Source organism: Psychrobacter sp. JB385, assembly GCF_900163785.1.
GTDB lineage: Bacteria > Pseudomonadota > Gammaproteobacteria > Pseudomonadales > Moraxellaceae > Psychrobacter.
Genome location: NZ_FUKN01000014.1, coordinates 550,921 through 569,665 on the forward strand (window position 1 = coordinate 550,921; position 18,745 = coordinate 569,665).

General features: G+C 44.8%; 12 protein-coding genes. 9 read left to right on the forward strand and 3 right to left on the reverse strand.

The annotated features are described in order from the left end of the window. The first annotated feature begins 43 nt into the window (after positions 1–43). The 4 genes from CZ794_RS13460 to CZ794_RS13475 all read left to right on the forward strand — a co-directional run bounded on the left by CZ794_RS13460 (position 44) and on the right by CZ794_RS13475 (position 5,132). A complete protein-coding gene (locus CZ794_RS13460) occupies positions 44–2,164 on the forward strand; it encodes an acetyl/propionyl/methylcrotonyl-CoA carboxylase subunit alpha (protein WP_087042084.1) in 2,121 nt (706 codons plus the stop codon). A 13-nt stretch (positions 2,165–2,177) separates the two neighbouring features. Beyond that, a complete protein-coding gene (locus CZ794_RS13465; RefSeq protein ID WP_087042085.1) occupies positions 2,178–3,098 on the forward strand; it encodes a hydroxymethylglutaryl-CoA lyase in 921 nt (306 codons plus the stop codon). A gap of 209 nt (positions 3,099–3,307) precedes the next feature. After that, the gene (locus CZ794_RS13470; protein ID WP_087042086.1) at positions 3,308–4,495 is read left to right on the forward strand and encodes an isovaleryl-CoA dehydrogenase; all 1,188 of its coding nucleotides are present in this window, start codon (positions 3,308–3,310) and stop codon (positions 4,493–4,495) included. Between the two features lie 124 nt (positions 4,496–4,619). Beyond that, positions 4,620–5,132, forward strand: coding sequence for an energy transducer TonB (locus CZ794_RS13475; protein WP_087042087.1), 513 nt, complete (start codon positions 4,620–4,622; stop codon positions 5,130–5,132). Positions 5,133–5,231: 99 nt separating this feature from the next. On the opposite strand, the gene CZ794_RS13480 is transcribed toward CZ794_RS13475, so the two are convergent. Together CZ794_RS13480 and CZ794_RS13485 are read right to left on the reverse strand one after the other, a co-directional pair. Then, on the reverse strand, positions 5,232–5,960 hold the full coding sequence (locus CZ794_RS13480; protein ID WP_087042207.1) for a pantothenate kinase: 729 nt from the start codon (positions 5,958–5,960) through the stop codon (positions 5,232–5,234). Positions 5,961–6,033: 73 nt separating this feature from the next. Continuing rightward, complete coding sequence (locus tag CZ794_RS13485; RefSeq protein WP_087042088.1) at positions 6,034–7,032, reverse strand: biotin--[acetyl-CoA-carboxylase] ligase; 999 nt, start codon at positions 7,030–7,032, stop codon at positions 6,034–6,036. A 290-nt stretch (positions 7,033–7,322) separates the two neighbouring features. Between CZ794_RS13485 and CZ794_RS13490 the strand changes: the two genes are divergently transcribed. The 5 genes from CZ794_RS13490 to ligA all read left to right on the forward strand — a co-directional run bounded on the left by CZ794_RS13490 (position 7,323) and on the right by ligA (position 16,840). Beyond that, positions 7,323–7,844, forward strand: a complete 522-nt coding sequence (locus tag CZ794_RS13490; RefSeq protein WP_087042089.1) for a hypothetical protein — start codon at positions 7,323–7,325, stop codon at positions 7,842–7,844. 286 nt (positions 7,845–8,130) lie between these two features. Continuing rightward, positions 8,131–9,072, forward strand: a complete 942-nt coding sequence (locus tag CZ794_RS13495) for a hypothetical protein (RefSeq protein ID WP_087042090.1) — start codon at positions 8,131–8,133, stop codon at positions 9,070–9,072. Positions 9,073–9,138: 66 nt separating this feature from the next. Continuing rightward, positions 9,139–13,080 carry an AAA family ATPase gene (locus CZ794_RS13500; protein ID WP_087042091.1) on the forward strand — a complete coding sequence of 1,314 codons (3,942 nt, stop codon included), beginning with the start codon at positions 9,139–9,141 and terminating at the stop codon, positions 13,078–13,080. Between the two features lie 295 nt (positions 13,081–13,375). Further along, on the forward strand, positions 13,376–14,389 hold the full coding sequence (locus tag CZ794_RS13505) for a cell division protein ZipA C-terminal FtsZ-binding domain-containing protein (RefSeq protein WP_087042092.1): 1,014 nt from the start codon (positions 13,376–13,378) through the stop codon (positions 14,387–14,389). A 315-nt stretch (positions 14,390–14,704) separates the two neighbouring features. Next, on the forward strand, positions 14,705–16,840 hold the full coding sequence (gene ligA, locus CZ794_RS13510) for an NAD-dependent DNA ligase LigA (protein WP_256958989.1): 2,136 nt from the start codon (positions 14,705–14,707) through the stop codon (positions 16,838–16,840). A gap of 68 nt (positions 16,841–16,908) precedes the next feature. Here the strand turns inward: ligA and CZ794_RS13515 are convergent, their stop codons facing one another. Then, on the reverse strand, positions 16,909–18,492 hold the full coding sequence (locus tag CZ794_RS13515) for an RNA-directed DNA polymerase (protein ID WP_087042093.1): 1,584 nt from the start codon (positions 18,490–18,492) through the stop codon (positions 16,909–16,911). Positions 18,493–18,745: the final 253 nt, after the last annotated feature.

Below are 18,745 nucleotides of genomic sequence, written 5' to 3' on the forward strand. Positions count from 1 at the left end.
TAGACAAGACGTCAAATAATAACGACAAGACACAGGGATAGTTATGTTTTCTAAAATTCTAATTGCCAACCGTGGTGAAATTGCGTGCCGAGTGGCGGCGACCGCTAAGCGTCTTGGCGTCAGTACCGTCGCTGTTTATTCTGATGCTGACCGCGAGGCCAAGCACGTGGCTGTCTGTGATGAAGCGATTTATTTGGGTGGTTCAGCGCCAAAAGACAGCTATCTCAAGGGTGATACCATTATTGCCATCGCTAAGCAAACGGGCGCTGAGGCCATTCATCCAGGCTATGGATTCTTAAGTGAAAACGCCGATTTTGCACAGGCGTGCCAAGATGCTGGCTTGGTCTTTATAGGACCGTCTGCTGAGGCGATTCGCGCCATGGGCGGCAAGTCTGAGTCTAAGCGTTTGATGGAGTCGGCTGGTGTACCGCTGATACCGGGCTATCATGGTGACAATCAAGATGCACAGTTTTTGCAGCAGCAAGCAGATGCTATTGGCTATCCAGTCTTAATCAAAGCGAGTGCAGGCGGCGGCGGTAAAGGTATGCGTATCGTTGAGCAAAGCAGCGATTTTATTGACTTATTAGACTCGTGTCGCCGTGAAGCAATTACCAGTTTTGGTAATGATCAAGTGTTGATCGAAAAATATGCGCTCAAACCTCGTCATATTGAAATCCAAGTATTTGGTGATACGCATGGCAACTATGTGCATCTGTTTGAGCGTGATTGTTCCGTGCAGCGTCGCCATCAAAAAGTACTAGAAGAAGCGCCAGCGCCGGGTGTCGATACTGCCATGCGTCAAGCGATGGGTACAGCGGCAATCGAAGCAGCTCGTGCGGTTGATTACGTTGGTGCAGGCACGGTTGAGTTCATCGTTGAGCAGCGCGAAGGCACGATGAATTTCTATTTCATGGAGATGAACACGCGCTTGCAAGTTGAACATCCCGTTAGTGAAGCCATTACTGGTGTAGATTTGGTCGAGTGGCAGCTATTGGTCGCTGCGGGTCAGTCATTGCCAAAATCGCAAGACGAGCTGACAATTAACGGCCATGCAATTGAGGCGCGCATCTGCGCTGAAAACCCTGACAATGATTTCTTACCAGCGACAGGGACTTTATTTACTTATCAAAAGCCTGAGCACAGTACTTTTAACATCACTGACGTGCGTATCGATGATGGTGTACGCGAGGGCGATGTGATCAGCCCTTTCTACGACTCTATGATTGCCAAACTTATCGTTCATGCACCCACGCGCGAGCAAGCACTGGCAAAGCTCGACCGCGCCTTAGCCCAGACGCGTATCGTTGGTTTGCCAAACAACGTGGCATTTTTGCGTTATATTTTAAATACCGATTCATTTATCAAAGTCAATCTCGATACGGCGCTGATAGAGCGCGAGCAGGACAAGCTGTTTGATCAGCATCCGCTTGGGTTATCGACGCTTGTGGTGACGGCTATCGCGCAGCAGCTTGCGAGCGAAGCCGTATCGCAAAAGACAGACAACGACCCTTTTAGCAAGCCGACAGGGTTCCGTGCTTATAGCGACTATACTCGTTCATTTAGTTTGGTTTACGATGAGCAGTCATATATTGCTCGTATCAGCAATTGGCACAATGCGAGCTGCGCTGATCATAAAAAAGGTGGTGATAACCTCAGTCACTTTACGCTTGTCATCGAAAAAGAAATCGCGAATACGCAGGATGATCGCAATATCAATGTCGCTGCTCAGACCGAAACGGTTTATGAAGGACAAGTCAGTTATGACAGCAGTGATGCGCACAATCATACCTTATGGTTAGAGGGTGCACGTATCAGTGCCCAAAGCTGGGTCAATAATGAGACGGTCTATGTGTTTACAGATAGCGGACGCGATGAGATTACCTTAATTGACATCATGGCACATGTGGGTGAGGATACGGCAGCGGTCGGTAGCCTAAAATCACCGATGCCAGGTCAAGTGGTTGCCTTTAAAGTGGCTGTTGGCGATACTGTTAAAAAAGGCGAGCCGCTTGCGGTCATTGAGGCCATGAAAATCGAACATACCATTACCGCACCGACTGATGGTGTGGTAGCAGAGTTATTATTTGCAGCAGGTGACTTAGTTGCTGACGGTGATGAATTACTGCGTATCGATAATGGTAGTGATAGTAGCGACAGTGAGTAAAAAGGATAAAAAAATGAATATCTCGTACCCCGATCATGTTTCAATCGTCGATGTCAGCCCACGTGATGGCTTACAAAATGAATCCATGACCGTGCCGACAGCGGTGAAACAAGCATTAATCAATGATTTGATTGACGCAGGGATTAAAAAACTGGAAGCGACCAGTTTTGTGTCGCCTAAGTGGGTACCGCAGATGGGCGATAACAGCACGCTACTCGAAGCGCTTGCGCCAACGCGGCAGACGGACGTTTGCTACTCGGTACTCGTGCCCAATATGCGCGGCTTTGAAAATGCTATTTTGCACCGTCCTGATGAGATCGTCATTTTTGGCTCAGCCAGCGAAACCTTTAGCCAAAAAAATATCAACTGCAGTATCGATGAAAGTATTGAGCGTTTCGCGCCCGTTGCCGCGGCAGCAAAAGCGCAAGGCATTAAAGTACGCGGCGTTATCTCTTGCACCGTTGGCTGTCCTTATGAAGGTGAGATTAATCCTAGCCAAGTAGCCTACGTCACCAAACGCTTGATTGAAATTGGTTCAGAGCAGATTGGTATTGCCGATACGATTGGTGTGGGTACACCCCTCAAAGTGCAGCGTGCCCTACAAGCAGCGCTTGAGTACGCCGATATCAGCATGTTATCAGGTCACTTTCATGATACTTACGGTCAAGCACTCAGCAATACCTTGGCTGCATTACAAATGGGGGTCAGCGAATTTGATACCTCGGTGGCGGGCCTTGGTGGTTGTCCGTATGCCAAAGGCGCAACGGGTAATGTCGCGACCGAAGATGTCGTCTATATGCTGCATGGCATGGGTATTAGTACAGGGATTGATTTGGACAAGTTGGTCGTGGCAGGCGAGCGTATCAGTGCGTTCTTGGGTCGTGCCAATGGCTCAAACGTGGCCCACGCCTTAATCAATAAACGTCGGTCTTAACAAATAAGCGGCAACAAATAAAATGCAAACGTGATCATCTTTTTGGTAGCTGGGATTCATTTTCCTCGCTTGCTGAGCCGTTGCAGACAGAGGCTTCGAAAAATCAATCCCAGCTTCATTTATGATGCTTGCTTGGAACCGATGCAATATTCTTCTTAAACAGAATCAACTTTATTAATAAATAAAATATCAAAACACAAGGAATGGTTATGAGTTTACCTGGATTGAACTTTCAGCTTGGCGAAGACATTGACGCGCTACGCGATGTCGTACAGCAGTTTGCGGCCAATGAGATCGCCCCACGTGCCAGCGAGATCGATAGTAGCGATGAATTCCCAATGGATCTGTGGCAAAAGATGGGCGATCTTGGTTTACATGGCATCACCGTCCCTGAAGAGTACGGCGGCTCCAACATGGGCTATGTCGCCCATATGGTCGCGATGGAAGAAATCAGCCGTGTGTCGGCATCGGTAGCGCTTAGCTATGGTGCGCACTCTAATCTATGTATCAATCAAATCAAACGTAATGGCTCTGAGGCACAAAAACAAAAATATTTGCCAAAACTCATTAGCGGCGAGTTCATCGGTGCCTTGGCAATGAGTGAGACCGGTGCTGGCTCAGATGTGGTCAGTATGAAGCTCAAAGCCGAAGAAAAAGATGGTAGCTACGTGCTGAACGGCAGCAAAATGTGGATCACCAATGGTCCTGATGCCGATGTGATGGTGGTCTATGCCAAGACCAATCCTGAGCTTGGTGCCAAAGGTATGACCGCCTTTATCATCGAAAAAGGTATGGAAGGCTTTGGTACCGCGCAAAAGCTAGATAAACTCGGTATGCGCGGTAGCCATACGGGTGAGATGACCTTTAACAATGTGACCGTACCAAGCGAAAATATCTTGGGCGGTCTTAATGAAGGTGTCAAGGTACTCATGAGCGGTCTAGATTATGAGCGTGCCGTATTGGCGGCGGGCCCTATTGGTATTATGCAAGCGGTCATGGACAATGTCGTCCCTTATATCCATGATCGTAAACAGTTTGGTCAAGCCATCGGCGAGTTTCAACTTATCCAAGGCAAAGTGGCTGACATGTATACCATACTGCAAGCAGGACGCAGCTTCTTATATACCGTCGGTAAGAACCTCGATATGTTGGACGCGCGCGGTGCAGGACACAGCCGAGAAGTGCGTAAAGATTGCGCTAGCGTGATTCTATGGTGTGCCGAAAAAGCCACATGGGTGGCAGGTGAAGGTATCCAAATATTTGGCGGTAATGGCTATACCAACGAGTATCCACTGGGGCGCTACTGGCGTGATGCCAAGCTCTATGAGATTGGCGCGGGCACCAGTGAGATTCGCCGTATGCTGGTCGGTCGTGAGCTGTTTAATGAGACCAAGTAAACATTATTGGTTATTTAAAAGCTAACTTTTATCGAATAATTTTTGTTTTAAGTCATAAGAATGTGTTACGTTATGCGTTCGTTAGCGTTGCACATTTTAATGACTTGAATAAAAGACTTCTATAATGACCAGTAAACTACATACTAAACCTACCTTTAATGCCACTTCTAATAACATAGACTCTAAATTTACAACTCATATCACAGCGATAGGTAAGCACAGTTTACTATCTATCTTATTGACCTTCTTTACCTTGATAGCAAGTACAAAAACAGCACAGGCAGAGTTGGTTGATTTGTCTAATCCTGAACCTGTTATTCAATTCTCTACTCAAGACGCTAGTTGGCTGAAACAACCAGAATTTTATTTTAGAGAAGGTTCACTTCGTTGTTCAGACAGTGTAACTGGTGAACCAATTAGAGTTAGGAGCGGGCAAATACTTGAAGTTACATTGAGCTTGTTGGTTGACGAACAAGGTAGCATAACTCATGTAAATGTTAGAGAAAGTAGTGGTAATAGGTGTTTCGATAGAAAAGCTACTAGGCAGGTAAAAACAGGAATTATGAAGCCATTTTTTATTAAAGGGAAAAAAGTAACTGGACGAGTTACTTTACCTATTAAGTTTAAAGTACCGTAGTATTTAATAAAAACTTCGGTGTTTTTATAAGACTAAAAAAGCAGTACGTGTGAGGCGTACTGCTTTTTTTATGATCAATGTAAAAGTATCTATTGAATATTACGACTGCTTGGTATGATCAAAATAACGTGCTAATCCATTTAACAACAAATCATCACGCAAGCGTACTGGGCGATTGACATGCTGTGAGATGATCACTGCATCACCGCCTGTCATAATCAGTTCAAAGTTGGGGTGACGATGGCTAATCTCATTGATGGCACCAACAATCGATAATAATATCCCGCGATGGACGGCATCTTGCGTGGTTATGCCTTGACCAACGCTATCAAAAGTCCCATTAGAGATAGTAATCTGCTTAGTACCTGAAAACAATGATTCACGTTGTAGATAGATACTGGGGAAAATATAACCACCCAAATGCTCCGCATGATCAATCAAATCAATCGTCACTGCTGTACCGCAACCGATGATGCATTGGCGCTTTTTCTTATCAACCGCGCCCAGCATCTGTAACCAGCGATCACAGCCTAACTGTTTGTCGTTATAAGCACTTTTCATTAGCGGGTGCGCGGCATCGACATGCACAAATTCAAATGGCGTATTCAGACGCCCCAAGGTATCTGACACCTTCATATTCAAATCATCGCCCAGTACAGAGGAGATACCAATAAAGTCAGGGGCATAACGCTCAAAGCGATCGGTCAGACCCATGAGCAGCTCGGCAGGTGCTTGCAGATGTTGTTTGGCATCATGCGCCACTATCTGCCCGATGTCGTCAGTGAGCCAATATTTTAGACGAGTGTTCCCAAGATCAAGCCAGAGCATAAAAATCCCTTTATATAGTGCAGCCATTATCAGTAGATATGCAGCTCACGTGAGTGCTCATTAAATAGGTGGTTTAAACCTGATGAATAACATCGATGCGTCCAGTAAAAAGCGCAGAAATCTTACCGTCATCTTGACGCAATTGCAAACACCCATGTGTATCGATACCGCAAGCAAAACCAGTCACGGTTTGTTCTGCATTACCATGATCTTGAGTGACGCGTAAGCGCAGCCCCGCCAGCGCATCCATCGAACTAAATTGCTCTAAAAAACGGTCTAAATAATAGGTGTGACCCGTGGGTTTTTCCAATGCCAAATGCTCAAAGCGTGTCATCGCTGCCATCAGTGCTTTGCTTATTTGCTGATAAAGCACACGCAAACTTGGCAGCGTCACCGCGTTTGGTGGCAGGCGCTCGCAGATATCTTGCAAGCTAATTGCTTGATAGCTCATGCCCTCAGACGTTTGTGCTGTCAGTTTGGGCGCTGTTTTTACATTGAGACCGATGCCCATCACAACGCCGACCAATTTGCCAGATTGTGTGACGGGCTCTATTAAGATGCCTGCTAGCTTATGAAAAGGGAGTGTTTGTGCGGTGGGTTCAGAATCATCCAGAGTGGATTGATCTTGCTGTCGAGAGTGGTTTTGAGACTTATCAGAAAGTTGATAAAAGCCCAAATCATTTGCCCATTTTACACCAATGGTCGCCAAGCCTTGTGCGCGCAATTGTTCATTTAGCATTTGAATAACGGACATTTTTGCCAGCTCAAGCCCAATGATTAACGACAGTAATCCGCTGATTGGCATGGACATCGGGTGATATAAAGACAGATAGACATTGCCGTGCGGCGATTGCCAAGAGCGTCCGTGCTGTCCACGACCTGAGCTTTGGGTTTCTGCGGTCAATAGGTGCATGTTGGTTGTATCTAATACACCAGTTTGCAAGGCATCGATAAGCTCACTGTTGGTCGAGCCGCTGGTCACGAGATGCCGGTGGTTAAGCTCAGGAAAATGATCAAGCGTGAGGGATTCGGGTTGGGCTAAACAGTCAGATTGAGAGGCAGGTAATGGCATAAATTTGGTCGATGTGATGGCGGTAGTATGAAGAAACTTTGATATACTGAGCGGTTTTTAGGTTTTTATGAGCGAACAGTATGGAGTAGATAGCATAAAGGTCAGGTTGCCATTTGGCAAATATAAATCATCTTGAATGCGCGCCAGTAGTTGTGATACAAAAAGCCTTTAAACAGCCTAAGGGGTATAAAGGGTCTAGCTATAAGGTTATATTTATATAATTGGACAAATTTTCGGGCGGAGAAAGGTTTATTTTCTTACTGTAAATATTACTTTTTTAGGAGATGTGAATGGAAGCATTAATAGCTGGTATAGTCGGTGCTGTGGTTGGTGGAGGAATCTCATTCGCGACAAGTTATTTTTTGAATTTACAGAATTATAAACGTGATATTGTAAAACAAGACTCTGATCATAATCATAATCTTGTGAAACAGGAGTCTGAGCATAAATACGAACGGCAAATCTTTCTAAGGCAAAAGTACGAAGAACTGGCGTTTAGGCTTATTGAGTTTACTAATATTTTAAAAGTGCTGAATTCAAAACTGTCTCAAGAATTAGGTGAGTCAAATATAAATACTGACGAGTTTTACCGAAAAGGCGCAAAAATTGAAATTCTTACTATTTTGTATTTCCCTGAATTGAGTACTGATTGTGAGTCTTTTTTAGCGATTTCGCGTCAGTTTCTCTTGTCCCATAGTCCTAGTCATAGCTCCAATAGTATAAACAATCGAGAATCAATGAACATGAGGTTTGAAGAAGGTTTTGATCAACTTTATGACAAAATCAAAAAACATATATCAGATTATACTTAACAGCTCACAAACCTTAAAAACCCATCAAAATTTCAGGTAGAATAGCCGCCTATTTTTGCTAGATTTACTAACTATTCATTCGCTTAAAACCTCGAGTATATCAGGCTTCAGACCTTTTACTAATCCAACGAATTTTACTTTTTGCCACGAGGTTTGGGTTGGTTATTAGTATGGTGGTTACAGATATGACTGGTAGTACAAGCTTGTATTTATTGAGTGAATTGGGGGTGTTGTAATCACTGCACCTCTTTATCGTAAAAAATGTAAACCATGAGACATTATCAGTATGAAAGCGACAGAAAAATATCGCCGTGTTTTTGGTTCAATGAGCCATTTAAAAGAGTCGATGCCGTGGACGATGGGGCTATCTAACATGGTAGAGTTTTTGGTGTGGGAGCCGCAGCGAATTCTTGGTGTGAGCAAAAAACAATATGTACGCCAAATCATTGAATGGGCAACGGCGCCAGAGCTAAAAAATAAAGAGTTAGAAGAAATAGAGAGCGTCATCAATAAAAAGCTGAACCATAAAATGAGTGAGTCTGAGCAATTAGAGACATATTCAAAGCAAACGATGGGTATTTGTAGTGCTCGCGAAGCCGTACGCCGAGTCATGTTTTTTTCTGAAGAGTATCTAAATAAAGAGCTCGATATTTTTTTGAGTCTGTGCAGCGATAATTATCTCGATCAGTTTTATGGGCAGTTTATGTGCTTTGAGCAAGGCGGATCGTGGTCGACACATGGTAACAGCGGGATTTTTGAAGCCAGTACTGAGCTAAAAGCCATGTATATGGACAACTTGGCCTACAACCATCAATCAAATCTACTGGTCGCCAATGAATTAAAATTCAATGGCAGAAAAAACCCCGATCAACTCTTAAAGTACTGCTTGATGTACGAGCACTTGCTCGAAAAAGGCTTTATCGATAAAGACGCCAAGTTTTTATTGTTATTTATAGGTGGTAGCGCGTTAGAGAGCAATAAGCAACGCTTGGTGGATCGAGAGCTGGCGCTATGTCACAAAAGACCCAAAAAATATCAGTATTTATTAAGACAAGAGCTGCTAGATATTGTGGATTGTTTAGAAGTGGCCAGTATCACGTGGCCGTCGTTGATTGAGTTTAATAATCGCTATTTAGCCAAAAATAATCTCTGCCAAGTCGAACAAAAACTACTACAAGGGTTCAATCACAGCCTGCAATCAAAATCGTTTATGCACTTATCGCGTTAACCCTAAAAACTCATGGCAATTTCAGGTAGAATAGCCGCCTGTTTTTGCTAAGTTTACTGACTATTCATGCGTCTAAAATCTCTAAAACTGGCAGGCTTTAAGTCTTTTGCCAACCCAACGACTTTTACCTTCCGTCATGGTATCACCGCCATTGTCGGGCCAAACGGCTGCGGCAAATCCAACGTGATCGACGCCATTCGCTGGGTACTGGGTGAAACCTCCGCCAAACAGCTACGCGGCGGCGCGATGAGTGATGTTATCTTCGCGGGTACGCAAGACAAAACGGCCAAAAGCGTTGCCAGCGTTGAGTTGACATTTGAGCACACGCAGGATGAGCAAAACGGCATTCGTCATGAGTTCAATCTCTATCAAGAGTTGTCCGTCCGTCGTCAGGTAAATTTAGAAGGGCGCTCGGATTACTTTATCAATGGCACGCGCTGTCGTCGCCGTGATGTGGTCGACGTGTTTTTAGGGACAGGACTTGGCGCGCGCAGTTATGCGGTCATTGAGCAGGGTATGATTGGGCGTATTGTAGAGTCCAGCCCCATGCAGCTGCGTGAATTTATCGAAGAGGCGGCAGGGGTGTCTCGCTATCAAGCACGCCGTGAAGAGACACAAAAGAAGTTAGAAAGAACGCAAGAAAACTTAGCCCGACTACACGATATGCAAAGCGAGCTGGTACGCCAACAAAAAACACTGTCTAAGCAAGCAGCCAATGCCCAGCGTTATGAAGAGATGGCCTTGACGCTTGCAGATATTAAGCAGCAGCTCTCCATTCAGCAGCTCTATCAAGCCAAACATAACCAGCAGCAGCAAAAACTTGTTCATGAGCGTAGCGCAGCCGACGTTACCACTCTGCAAGCCAGCTATGAGGCGCTAAAAGCCAAACAAGACAAACTTGCCGCGCACATCAACCAAGAGCAATGGCTAAAGGATGACGCACAAAGTGCGCATTACGAGCAGCAGCTCGCTCACCAAAAAGCCGAGCATCAACTAAGCGATGTAACCTCACAGCTGACGGCTATCGAGCAGCAACTGATAAGTTTGAATCAGCAGCGCGAGCAGGCGCTGAGTGAGATAGATCGATTAAACGCTGAGCAAATGGCGCAAAAAACGACGGTAGCAGCTTTGCGTCCTCAGCTGATAGAACTGACAGAAAAACGTGACACGCATAAGCGTAATGAGCAACCATTGCAGCGCGCTTGGCATGAGGCGCAAAACCAATTAAACCGCTTGCAAGACAATGCGCGTGCGCTTGAGCAGCAACAAGCGATTAACGCCCAATCACAAAAACGCTATCAGCAAAGTTATGATAAATGGCAACGTCGTCAGTCAAATTGGCAGCAGCTATGGCAACAGCTACAACAGTCTGTCTCGCTATCCGATAATACAGATGCTCAAAAGCCGTCAGATACCCAAGTCTTAAGTCAGGCTTTAGAGACGCAAGTTAATGAGCTAAATACCCGATTGCAGCAGATTGAGAGGCAACAAGACAGCGTGGATGAGCGCTTGTCTGAGCTGCAACCACAAGCACATCGCCTACAGCAAACCTTGAAAGTACAGCAGCGCGAATTGAGTGAGCATGAAAAACGCCACGCATTATTGGCAGGTGAGTACGATACGCTGCATCAGATACTCCATCCCAAACCAGTGCCAAGCGCTCAGCAAAAGACCATTGCAACGACGGATTCAACGGCTAACCTGACTGGTCGCTATAACGCACTCGACATAACCACGATACGTGAGCAGATTGAACTGAGCGCAACAGGGCAAGCGTACGCATCCTTACTTGATGATGTGTTGTCACTGTGGTTAGACAGTCATGTGCTTATCACGCATCCCTCAAGCCTTGACAGTAATAGCGATGATTCTCAAGCGAATAGTCTATGGCAAGCACTCACGCCTCATGTGAGCGACTTACTGACGTATCAAGCAGCACAAAGCCAGCTTACCCATACAAAAAATAAACCCACAATTGAGACTGCTCATAGCCTATGGTTGGTAAGCCCCAAGCAAAATGAGAATAGCGCGCATCAAGTAGACACGTTGAGTGGTCCTTTGCTCAAGACATTACCAGAAGCACTGGCTGATAAAGTATGGCCTTTATCTCAATTGATTGTGCAGCCCACATTAGCGCTGTTTCAGCACTGCTATTTGTATGTCGCGCAATCTGAGACGGATGAGAAGCAAGTATCTGATGCACTTGCAGCCGTTTTAAAAGCTTTACCAGCGTCTGCCATACTGCTCACCGCGGATGGGTGGATAGTCAGTCGTCAAGGCACCATCAATCTTAGCAAATTTGCTGGCACGCAAGAGGGAAGTAACAGTCAGTTCTTAACCCAGCGTTTGCAGCAGCGTACCCGCTTACAAGCGTTAGAAGAGTTGCTTAATCAGCTTGAAGCGGCGATAGAAGATCAGACAAAAGCCATTGCCAAAAACCAGCGTGATCAAGATGCTTTGACCATCCATGTAGAAGAAGCCCGCGCACAAGTTGACCAGTTAACCCGTGATAAACATCAGTATCAGCAAAAGCTCACCACCCAACAAGCCAGTCTTGAGCGCTTACAAGCAGATAGTAAGCGTCTCATTAGCGACAAAGCGGCGCTCGAACAAGAGCAGCAAGAGTTGGTGCAAGAGCAGCAGGTGCTGAAACATGAGCAGCAGCAGATTGAAAGCGAGATCGCCGCGCTGACACCCAAGATAGCAGAGGCACGAGTAACCAGTCAGCAATTACAAGCTGAGCGCAGTGAGCTTGCGCGCGCGCGGCAAGCAGACGAGGATGCGTGGCAAGCGTTACAGCTGCGTATTCAGCAAAGCGAGATGCGTTTAGAGCATAGCGCCAGCAGTCTGACGCGAGCGACCGAGCAATATGATAAATCACGACAAAGCGAACACGCTTTAAAGACCAGTTATGAGCAGCAACAACATAAATTGCCTGCCTTGCAAGCGGCATTACAAACCGCAAAGACTGCGCGTGATGAACAGCAAGCCATACTGGTAGAGCGCGAAACGGCACTGGCAGCGCTTAAAACAGAGTACGCTCAGCAGCAAACGCAGCTTGAGGCACAACAAGAAACATTGCAAAAACAGCAAAGCGCACTTGCACAGCACGCCACCGAACTGGCATTGAGTACGGCGCGTTTGGAAGATATCAGTCACCAAACGCAAGACGCTCTCACTGCATTTTATGAGGCAAGTCATCAGTATAAAGCCGCGTTAAACGTCCAGCCGCAGCAAAAAATGAGTGTCTCAAACTTACTGGCGGATTTTATTGCGCATGATCGCCGCGTACGTCCAGATAAAATCGCCGAGCTTGAAAAAGAACGAACCAAACTTGAGCAGCAACTGGGCAAAATTGGCGCGGTCAATCTCGCGGCTGTGGCAGAGTTGGCAGAGGTCAACGAGCGCTTAGCACCACTTGAGCAGCAGACCACAGATATTGCAGCAAGTATGGAGACTTTGACCCAAGCGATTGCGTCGATTGATGAGACGACCAAGACGCTATTTATGCAGACGCTCGATGCGGTCAATCAAGAGTTGTCTAATTTATTTGCTAAAGTCTTTGGTGGCGGACAAGCAAGCCTAACGTTAAATACGGACGAGATGCCGGCCAATATCCCTGCTGACAAACATAAAGCAGAGCAGTGGCGCGCAGGATTGACGCTCATGGCACAGCCAAAAGGCAAGCGCAACAGTCGTCTGGCGGTACTATCTGGCGGTGAAAAAACCCTGACCGCCCTGAGTTTGATTTTTGCGATTTTTAAGCAGCATCCAGCGCCGTTCTGCGTGCTCGATGAAGTCGATGCGCCACTTGATGATGCCAATGTCACCCGCTTTACCAGTTTGATTCATGAGTTGGCGGATGATTTGCAGTTTATTTTTATCAGTCACAATAAGCTGACGATGCAGATTGCCCATGAATTAAAAGGCGTCACCATGCCAAGTGCAGGTATTTCGACTTTGGTCAGCGTGTCGCTTAATGAGGCCGAACGCTATATTTCTAAATAAAACAGAACCATTATAGTTCGACGCGGAACTGGTATGAATTTTTCTTGCTTGCTGTGCCTACGCCGACAGAGTCTGCAAAAAACTCATTCCAGCCCCGCTGTATCATCTTTATACTGAACTCACTATAAAGTGCTGTCAACGATACATTAAAGCTCGGATAACAACGTCACACAAGTGTATCGGGCTGATGATAAACGATGACTATATGGTGACGATATGAATTAGCCATGCTAGACTATTGCCATTTATCCCCTCTTATGTATTCCCTTTTGTCATATATTAGGATGTATTTCTCATGACCGCTATTCAGTTTATATTGATTGCCATTGCTGCATTCATCGTGCTTGCAGGGCTATTTATGGTCATTCGTAGCTTCAAGCGCCGCAAAGAGGCTGAGGTTGCAGCGGTCAATTATGATAAAAACGGTATTCCTATCATACCGCGTCATGAACGCAATCTTATCGATCAACCAGATTTGGATGATGCGGTCGCTGGCGAGACGAGCATTGGCCCTGACCGCAGTTATTTAAATGCAGTGGTCGAAGAAGAGCCGTTGACTCAAGCCCATACCAACGTTGACGCACAGCTAACAGCTGGACGCGGTGACGTAAGTTACGATAACGATATGGTAGAAAGTACTGATTACGCTCGCTGGCAAGATGAAGAGCAGCGCACCGACAACGTCGAGTTTGCAGAAACCGCCGAGCAGATGAATGTCGAACAAGAGCCAGATGCGTTTTCAAGCTTGATGTCAGCGACTGACAGTCTAATGCCAGCGATTGATACAGCAGACGAGCCAAGCTTCGACAACAACAGTCCTATTCTTGATCAGCATCTGTCAGAGCCTGTCGATGAAGCACAAAATGGCCCCTTGATTAATGCTAAAGACAACATCAATATCACGATTTTGCCACATCAGTATCGTGATCGTCCTGTCTCTTTCATCCGTGGTCGCGATTTATTGGCCTTGATTGATAAATACGGTCTGCGTTATGGCGCGATGAACATGTTCCATCGTTATGAGCAAAAAGATGGTACTGGCATGTTGTGGTTCAGTATGATGGGTATCACGGATGATGGTATTGCCCCTTTTGATCCGCACAGTGTGGCGACCAACAACTATAATGGTGTCGTGGTGTTTTTATCGTTGCCGCATCCGCAAGCCCTGCGTAGCTTTGATAGCATGATGAGCATTGCTTATATGATGGCAAGCGATTTGGATGCTATTATGCTGGATGAAGAGAATGAGCCAATCACGCCAGAATATAAGCAGCAGCTACGTAACCAAGTTCGCGATTATGAGGGTTAAGCGAACCAACATATAAAAATGGTTATAAGTGTTAAAAAGGCAAATAGCGATTGACGTTATTTGCCTTTTTTATGGTCTGTATTTTCCTCATGCTACTATTTATTGGTCACAAAATAAGTATAGAGCTACTGGGATAAATTTTGCGTAGCCTCTGTCGGTGAAGACACAGCACGCAAGAAACACTTATCCCAGTAACGCATGAGAATGTTTTTCCTTATCTTCATTTTGGCTGCCTGAATTTTGCAAAATTATGTCCGAGCTTCTTACAAACTTGTTATCATATCGGCATCTTGAATGACAAAAAAGACGCCGACTATGACTGACGCTACCTCACCAAATAATTCTAAAAAACCATCTACTCAAGTAGATACTCAAGCACCTGTGGCATCCAATATTTCCAGTTCGACCGATGGCAGTGCGGTTAATAGCACAGAAATTGTCTCACAGATGCGCACGTTGATTGAGACTATTAAGACGAATAATTACGCGTATTATGTGCTTGATAATCCTGTTTTAGAAGACAGTGAATACGATCAAGTGCGCCGTACGTTGCTTGAGTTAGAAGAAGCATATCCAGATTTGGTGCAGCCTGACAGTCCCATCAATCAAGTTGGCGATGTACCGCTATCCGCCTTTACTCAAGTCACGCATGATATTCCGATGCTATCGCTGGGCAACGTTTTTGAATACGATGATTTGCGTGACTTTATGCGCCGTGTTAATGATCGCCTGAGCGTCTCGCAACAAAACCCTGAATACGAGATGGAGCTAAAACTAGATGGTCTGGCGGTCTCACTAAAATATGAGCATGGTAAGTTCGTGCAAGCGGTCACGCGCGGTGATGGGCAAACGGGTGAAGATATCACTCAAAATACCAAAACCATTCGTAATCTACCATTATGGATAGCTGATGCGGCTGATATTGAGCTGTTAGAAGTGCGCGGTGAAGTGCTGATGCCAAAGGCAGGATTTGAGCGTCTGAATCGATTGGCGGAAGAGAATGAGGGCAAAACCTTTGCCAATCCACGCAATGCCGCCGCTGGTAGCTTACGTCAGCTCGATCCCGCCATAGCTGCCAGTCGTCCACTCGCATTTTATGGCTATTCGGTCAATCAAGGATTACCTGAAAGTATAGACACCCAATCAGGGGCGCTGGCGTGGCTCACCGAGCTTGGCTTTACCGTCAGTGCCGTAGAAGTGGTCGCCAATCCACGCGCCGCACAGACCTATTATGAGTCGGTGATAGAAAGTCGTGGCGATCTACCGTTTGAGATTGACGGTATGGTGATTAAGGTCAACAGCCTTGCGTTACAGCAGCAGCTTGGTTTTCTATCGCGTGAGCCGCGCTGGGCGACGGCCTATAAATTCCCTGCCGAAACCGTTATGACGCGTTTAAACGATATCGAATGGCAAGTCGGACGTACTGGTCAAATCACCCCAGTTGGCAAGCTCGAACCTGTCAAAGTCGGCGGCGTCACCGTCAGCAATGTCACCTTGCATAACTTTGGTGAGATTCAGCGTTTAGACGTGCGCGCAGGCGATATGGTCAGCGTGCACCGTGCAGGCGATGTCATCCCCAAAGTCACCCGCGTGTGGCATGAGCAGCGTCTAGCGGACAGCGAGCCAGTCACGCTACCTTCGACTTGCCCTGTCTGCGACTCGCCTGTTGTCCTGCCAGAAGATGAAGCATTGGCGCGCTGCACAGGCGGTCTGTTTTGCCCCGCGCAGCAGACCGAGGCGCTCATTCACTTTGTCTCACGCCGTGCGATGGATATCGACGGGCTTGGCGCGAGTTGGCTCATTAGCTTCTTTGAGCATGGTCTGGTCAAAACGGTTGCTGATATCTATCAGTTGCACAACCATGCGGATGAGATGGTCACCTTTGAAAAATTGGGTGAAAAATCGGTACAAAACATCATCAACGCCATTGAAGCCAGTAAACACACCACGCTCGCGCGCTTTATCTATGCGCTGGGTATTCGCGGTGTTGGTGAAGGGACGGCACAGAACTTTGCACAGCAATTTGGTGACTTAGATAGCCTGATGGCAGCCAGTATTGAGACCTTGATAAAAACGCCAGATGTCGGGGAAATCACTGCCGAGCTGACTTATAAATTCTTCCGCGCGCCGCACAATATCGAAGTGATTCATTCGTTGCTTGAAGCTGGCGTGCACTGGGATAAGGTCGAGCAGGTCGCATCCGAAGGGCTACCACTCGATGGGCAAACGTGGGTCATCACCGGTGCGCTCGATAGCATGGCGCGTGATGAAGCCAAAGCCAAACTACAAGCGCTGGGTGCAAAAGTCTCAGGCAGCATCTCAGCCAAAACCACTGCGCTACTAGCAGGGGATAAAGCTGGCTCTAAGCTGACCAAAGCGGAAAAATTGGGTGTCAAAGTGGTGGGCGAAGATGAGTTTTTGGCGTTGGTTGGAAAAAGTGTAAAACTGTAGAGTGTGACTGGTGAGGTGGGTTTATGAAAGTGAAACCCACCGATACTATATTCTAATGAATAACTATCCTAGTTGTTGAAGACTTGCTTTAAGAAACTAATTTTGTCCTTTTTCATTTTACTCCAATAATTTTTCAAAATATTAGCTGGCAGTACCTCATAGTAATATAGCCAATAATCGTCTTCATTATTGTTATATAAGTGTTCAGCTATTATTTTATGCTGTTTAACAGCCTTGCTGCGTGTTCCATATTTCTTTTTGTCATACAAATATGCAAGTAACAACGTCAAGCAGTCATCTAAATTACCAACTTTTTCCAGTAGAGATGAGTTTATGTCGAATTCAAAGTCATATTTTAATGAAAAATATATCGAGTATGCTACAAGCTCATAACTATTGCGCTCAGTACCATAGTGAAGAAGATTCACAGATATATTTTTGATTGTGGAAACATTCACTTTATACCTTTCAAATAGCTGGTTCTCAAGTAAACCTACAAGGTATGGATAAATCATAACTAAATGATGCACCGTATCAATAAGGTATTCAACAGCATTATTAGAAGCACGTTTTCCAGTTATAACTTTTATACCATAGTTCAATATAGTAGCGTCATCGTTGTTTGTCTTAAGTAAACTCAATAGGAAGTCTAAATAATTAACCATTAAATTATAATTCAGATAATCTACTAAGCTTACTGGATGATTGGAAATATCAACAATCCAACTTGAGTTTCTTGTCGCTGGTAAGCCCTCTATAGAAACTTTTTTACCATTAAGAATTAGACCGAATTTCCGCAATTCATTAGATAAGTCAGCTAAAAATTTTTCTGCTTTTTCATAACTCTCTGTTAAACAAATATAATCATCAATATGCCTTATAAATTTATAGTCTTTTTCAGCTAGTTGATAGTCGATTACTACTAGTATAATTTCAGAAACTAAGTTATATGCATGTGCACCTATTAAAATACCGTGTGTTTCGCCATTATTAGTGTTCATTAAAAGTGAGTCTAGATCGTTATACCAATTTTTTTTCTTACGGTTTGCTTTAACTTTTGCATCTGCTTTACCAGCAATTGCCCAGGTCAAAGAATGAGTATAGATACTACCAAAGCAGTTGGAGATATCAGCATGAGCCTGAAATCTTGCTCCAATCTTGAACTTCAATAATGGGTCATCGTCTTCTCTATAGTCTGAAAAGCCCATGTCGAATAGTTGTTCTTTATCTATCTGGCGGTTTATGACTTTTAGTGTGTCATATTTTCCTAAGACTAGGATCTTCTTATTTTCTTTAGTTTTTCTTATGTGTATTCTACTTACTTTCCAATCTTGATTACCTGTATAGGTTTGAAAGTGTAATAGAATATCATTCCAGTTATTTTTCAAATTAAAACATAGATTTCTATATGCGATAGGATTTGGAATGGTAATAATCCTTGGTATATTTATATTTCTTATACTTTCGTAGTAGACGGGAGTAGTTTCTGTTTTCTGAAAGGTATCTTGCTTCTGTACTTTGCACCAAGCAAAAAAATCAACAGATTGTAAGAAAGATGGTAAATTGTCGCTAAACATTCCATAACTTAACAAACCTTCGTAAATTTCATCTGAGCTAAGCAAAGAATGCTGCTGATAATATGATTTAAACATCTAATACCTTATTTATTTAACCTTCAGAAATATTGATTTTTTGAATATTTATTCAAATAAATATTAGTCTAACATCTTACGATAAGTTTTTATTTCATGTTTATTGTTATATACCTGAACAAAATAGGTAGTACCAGTCCTTTGGCAAAGTCAGTATGCAACTATAGTCTGAGCACCAGACTACCTCCGAAAACCCGCCACTTATCATTAAACCTAACAAAGTTAACAAGACTGATTCAGATTGCCCTTACCG

Bases quoted from the DNA above. Each gene is read 5' to 3' on its own strand.
- ligA (WP_256958989.1), top strand. From the start codon at position 14,705: ATGACTGACGCTACCTCACCAAATAATTCTAAAAAACCATCTACTCAA.
- CZ794_RS13515 (WP_087042093.1), bottom strand. From the start codon at position 18,492: ATGTTTAAATCATATTATCAGCAGCATTCTTTGCTTAGCTCAGATGAA.
- CZ794_RS13490 (WP_087042089.1), top strand. From the start codon at position 7,323: ATGGAAGCATTAATAGCTGGTATAGTCGGTGCTGTGGTTGGTGGAGGA.
- CZ794_RS13470 (WP_087042086.1), top strand. From the start codon at position 3,308: ATGAGTTTACCTGGATTGAACTTTCAGCTTGGCGAAGACATTGACGCG.
- CZ794_RS13465 (WP_087042085.1), top strand. From the start codon at position 2,178: ATGAATATCTCGTACCCCGATCATGTTTCAATCGTCGATGTCAGCCCA.
- CZ794_RS13475 (WP_087042087.1), top strand. From the start codon at position 4,620: ATGACCAGTAAACTACATACTAAACCTACCTTTAATGCCACTTCTAAT.
- CZ794_RS13495 (WP_087042090.1), top strand. From the start codon at position 8,131: ATGAAAGCGACAGAAAAATATCGCCGTGTTTTTGGTTCAATGAGCCAT.
- CZ794_RS13460 (WP_087042084.1), top strand. From the start codon at position 44: ATGTTTTCTAAAATTCTAATTGCCAACCGTGGTGAAATTGCGTGCCGA.
- CZ794_RS13505 (WP_087042092.1), top strand. From the start codon at position 13,376: ATGACCGCTATTCAGTTTATATTGATTGCCATTGCTGCATTCATCGTG.
- CZ794_RS13480 (WP_087042207.1), bottom strand. From the start codon at position 5,960: ATGCTCTGGCTTGATCTTGGGAACACTCGTCTAAAATATTGGCTCACT.
- CZ794_RS13500 (WP_087042091.1), top strand. From the start codon at position 9,139: ATGCGTCTAAAATCTCTAAAACTGGCAGGCTTTAAGTCTTTTGCCAAC.
- CZ794_RS13485 (WP_087042088.1), bottom strand. From the start codon at position 7,032: ATGCCATTACCTGCCTCTCAATCTGACTGTTTAGCCCAACCCGAATCC.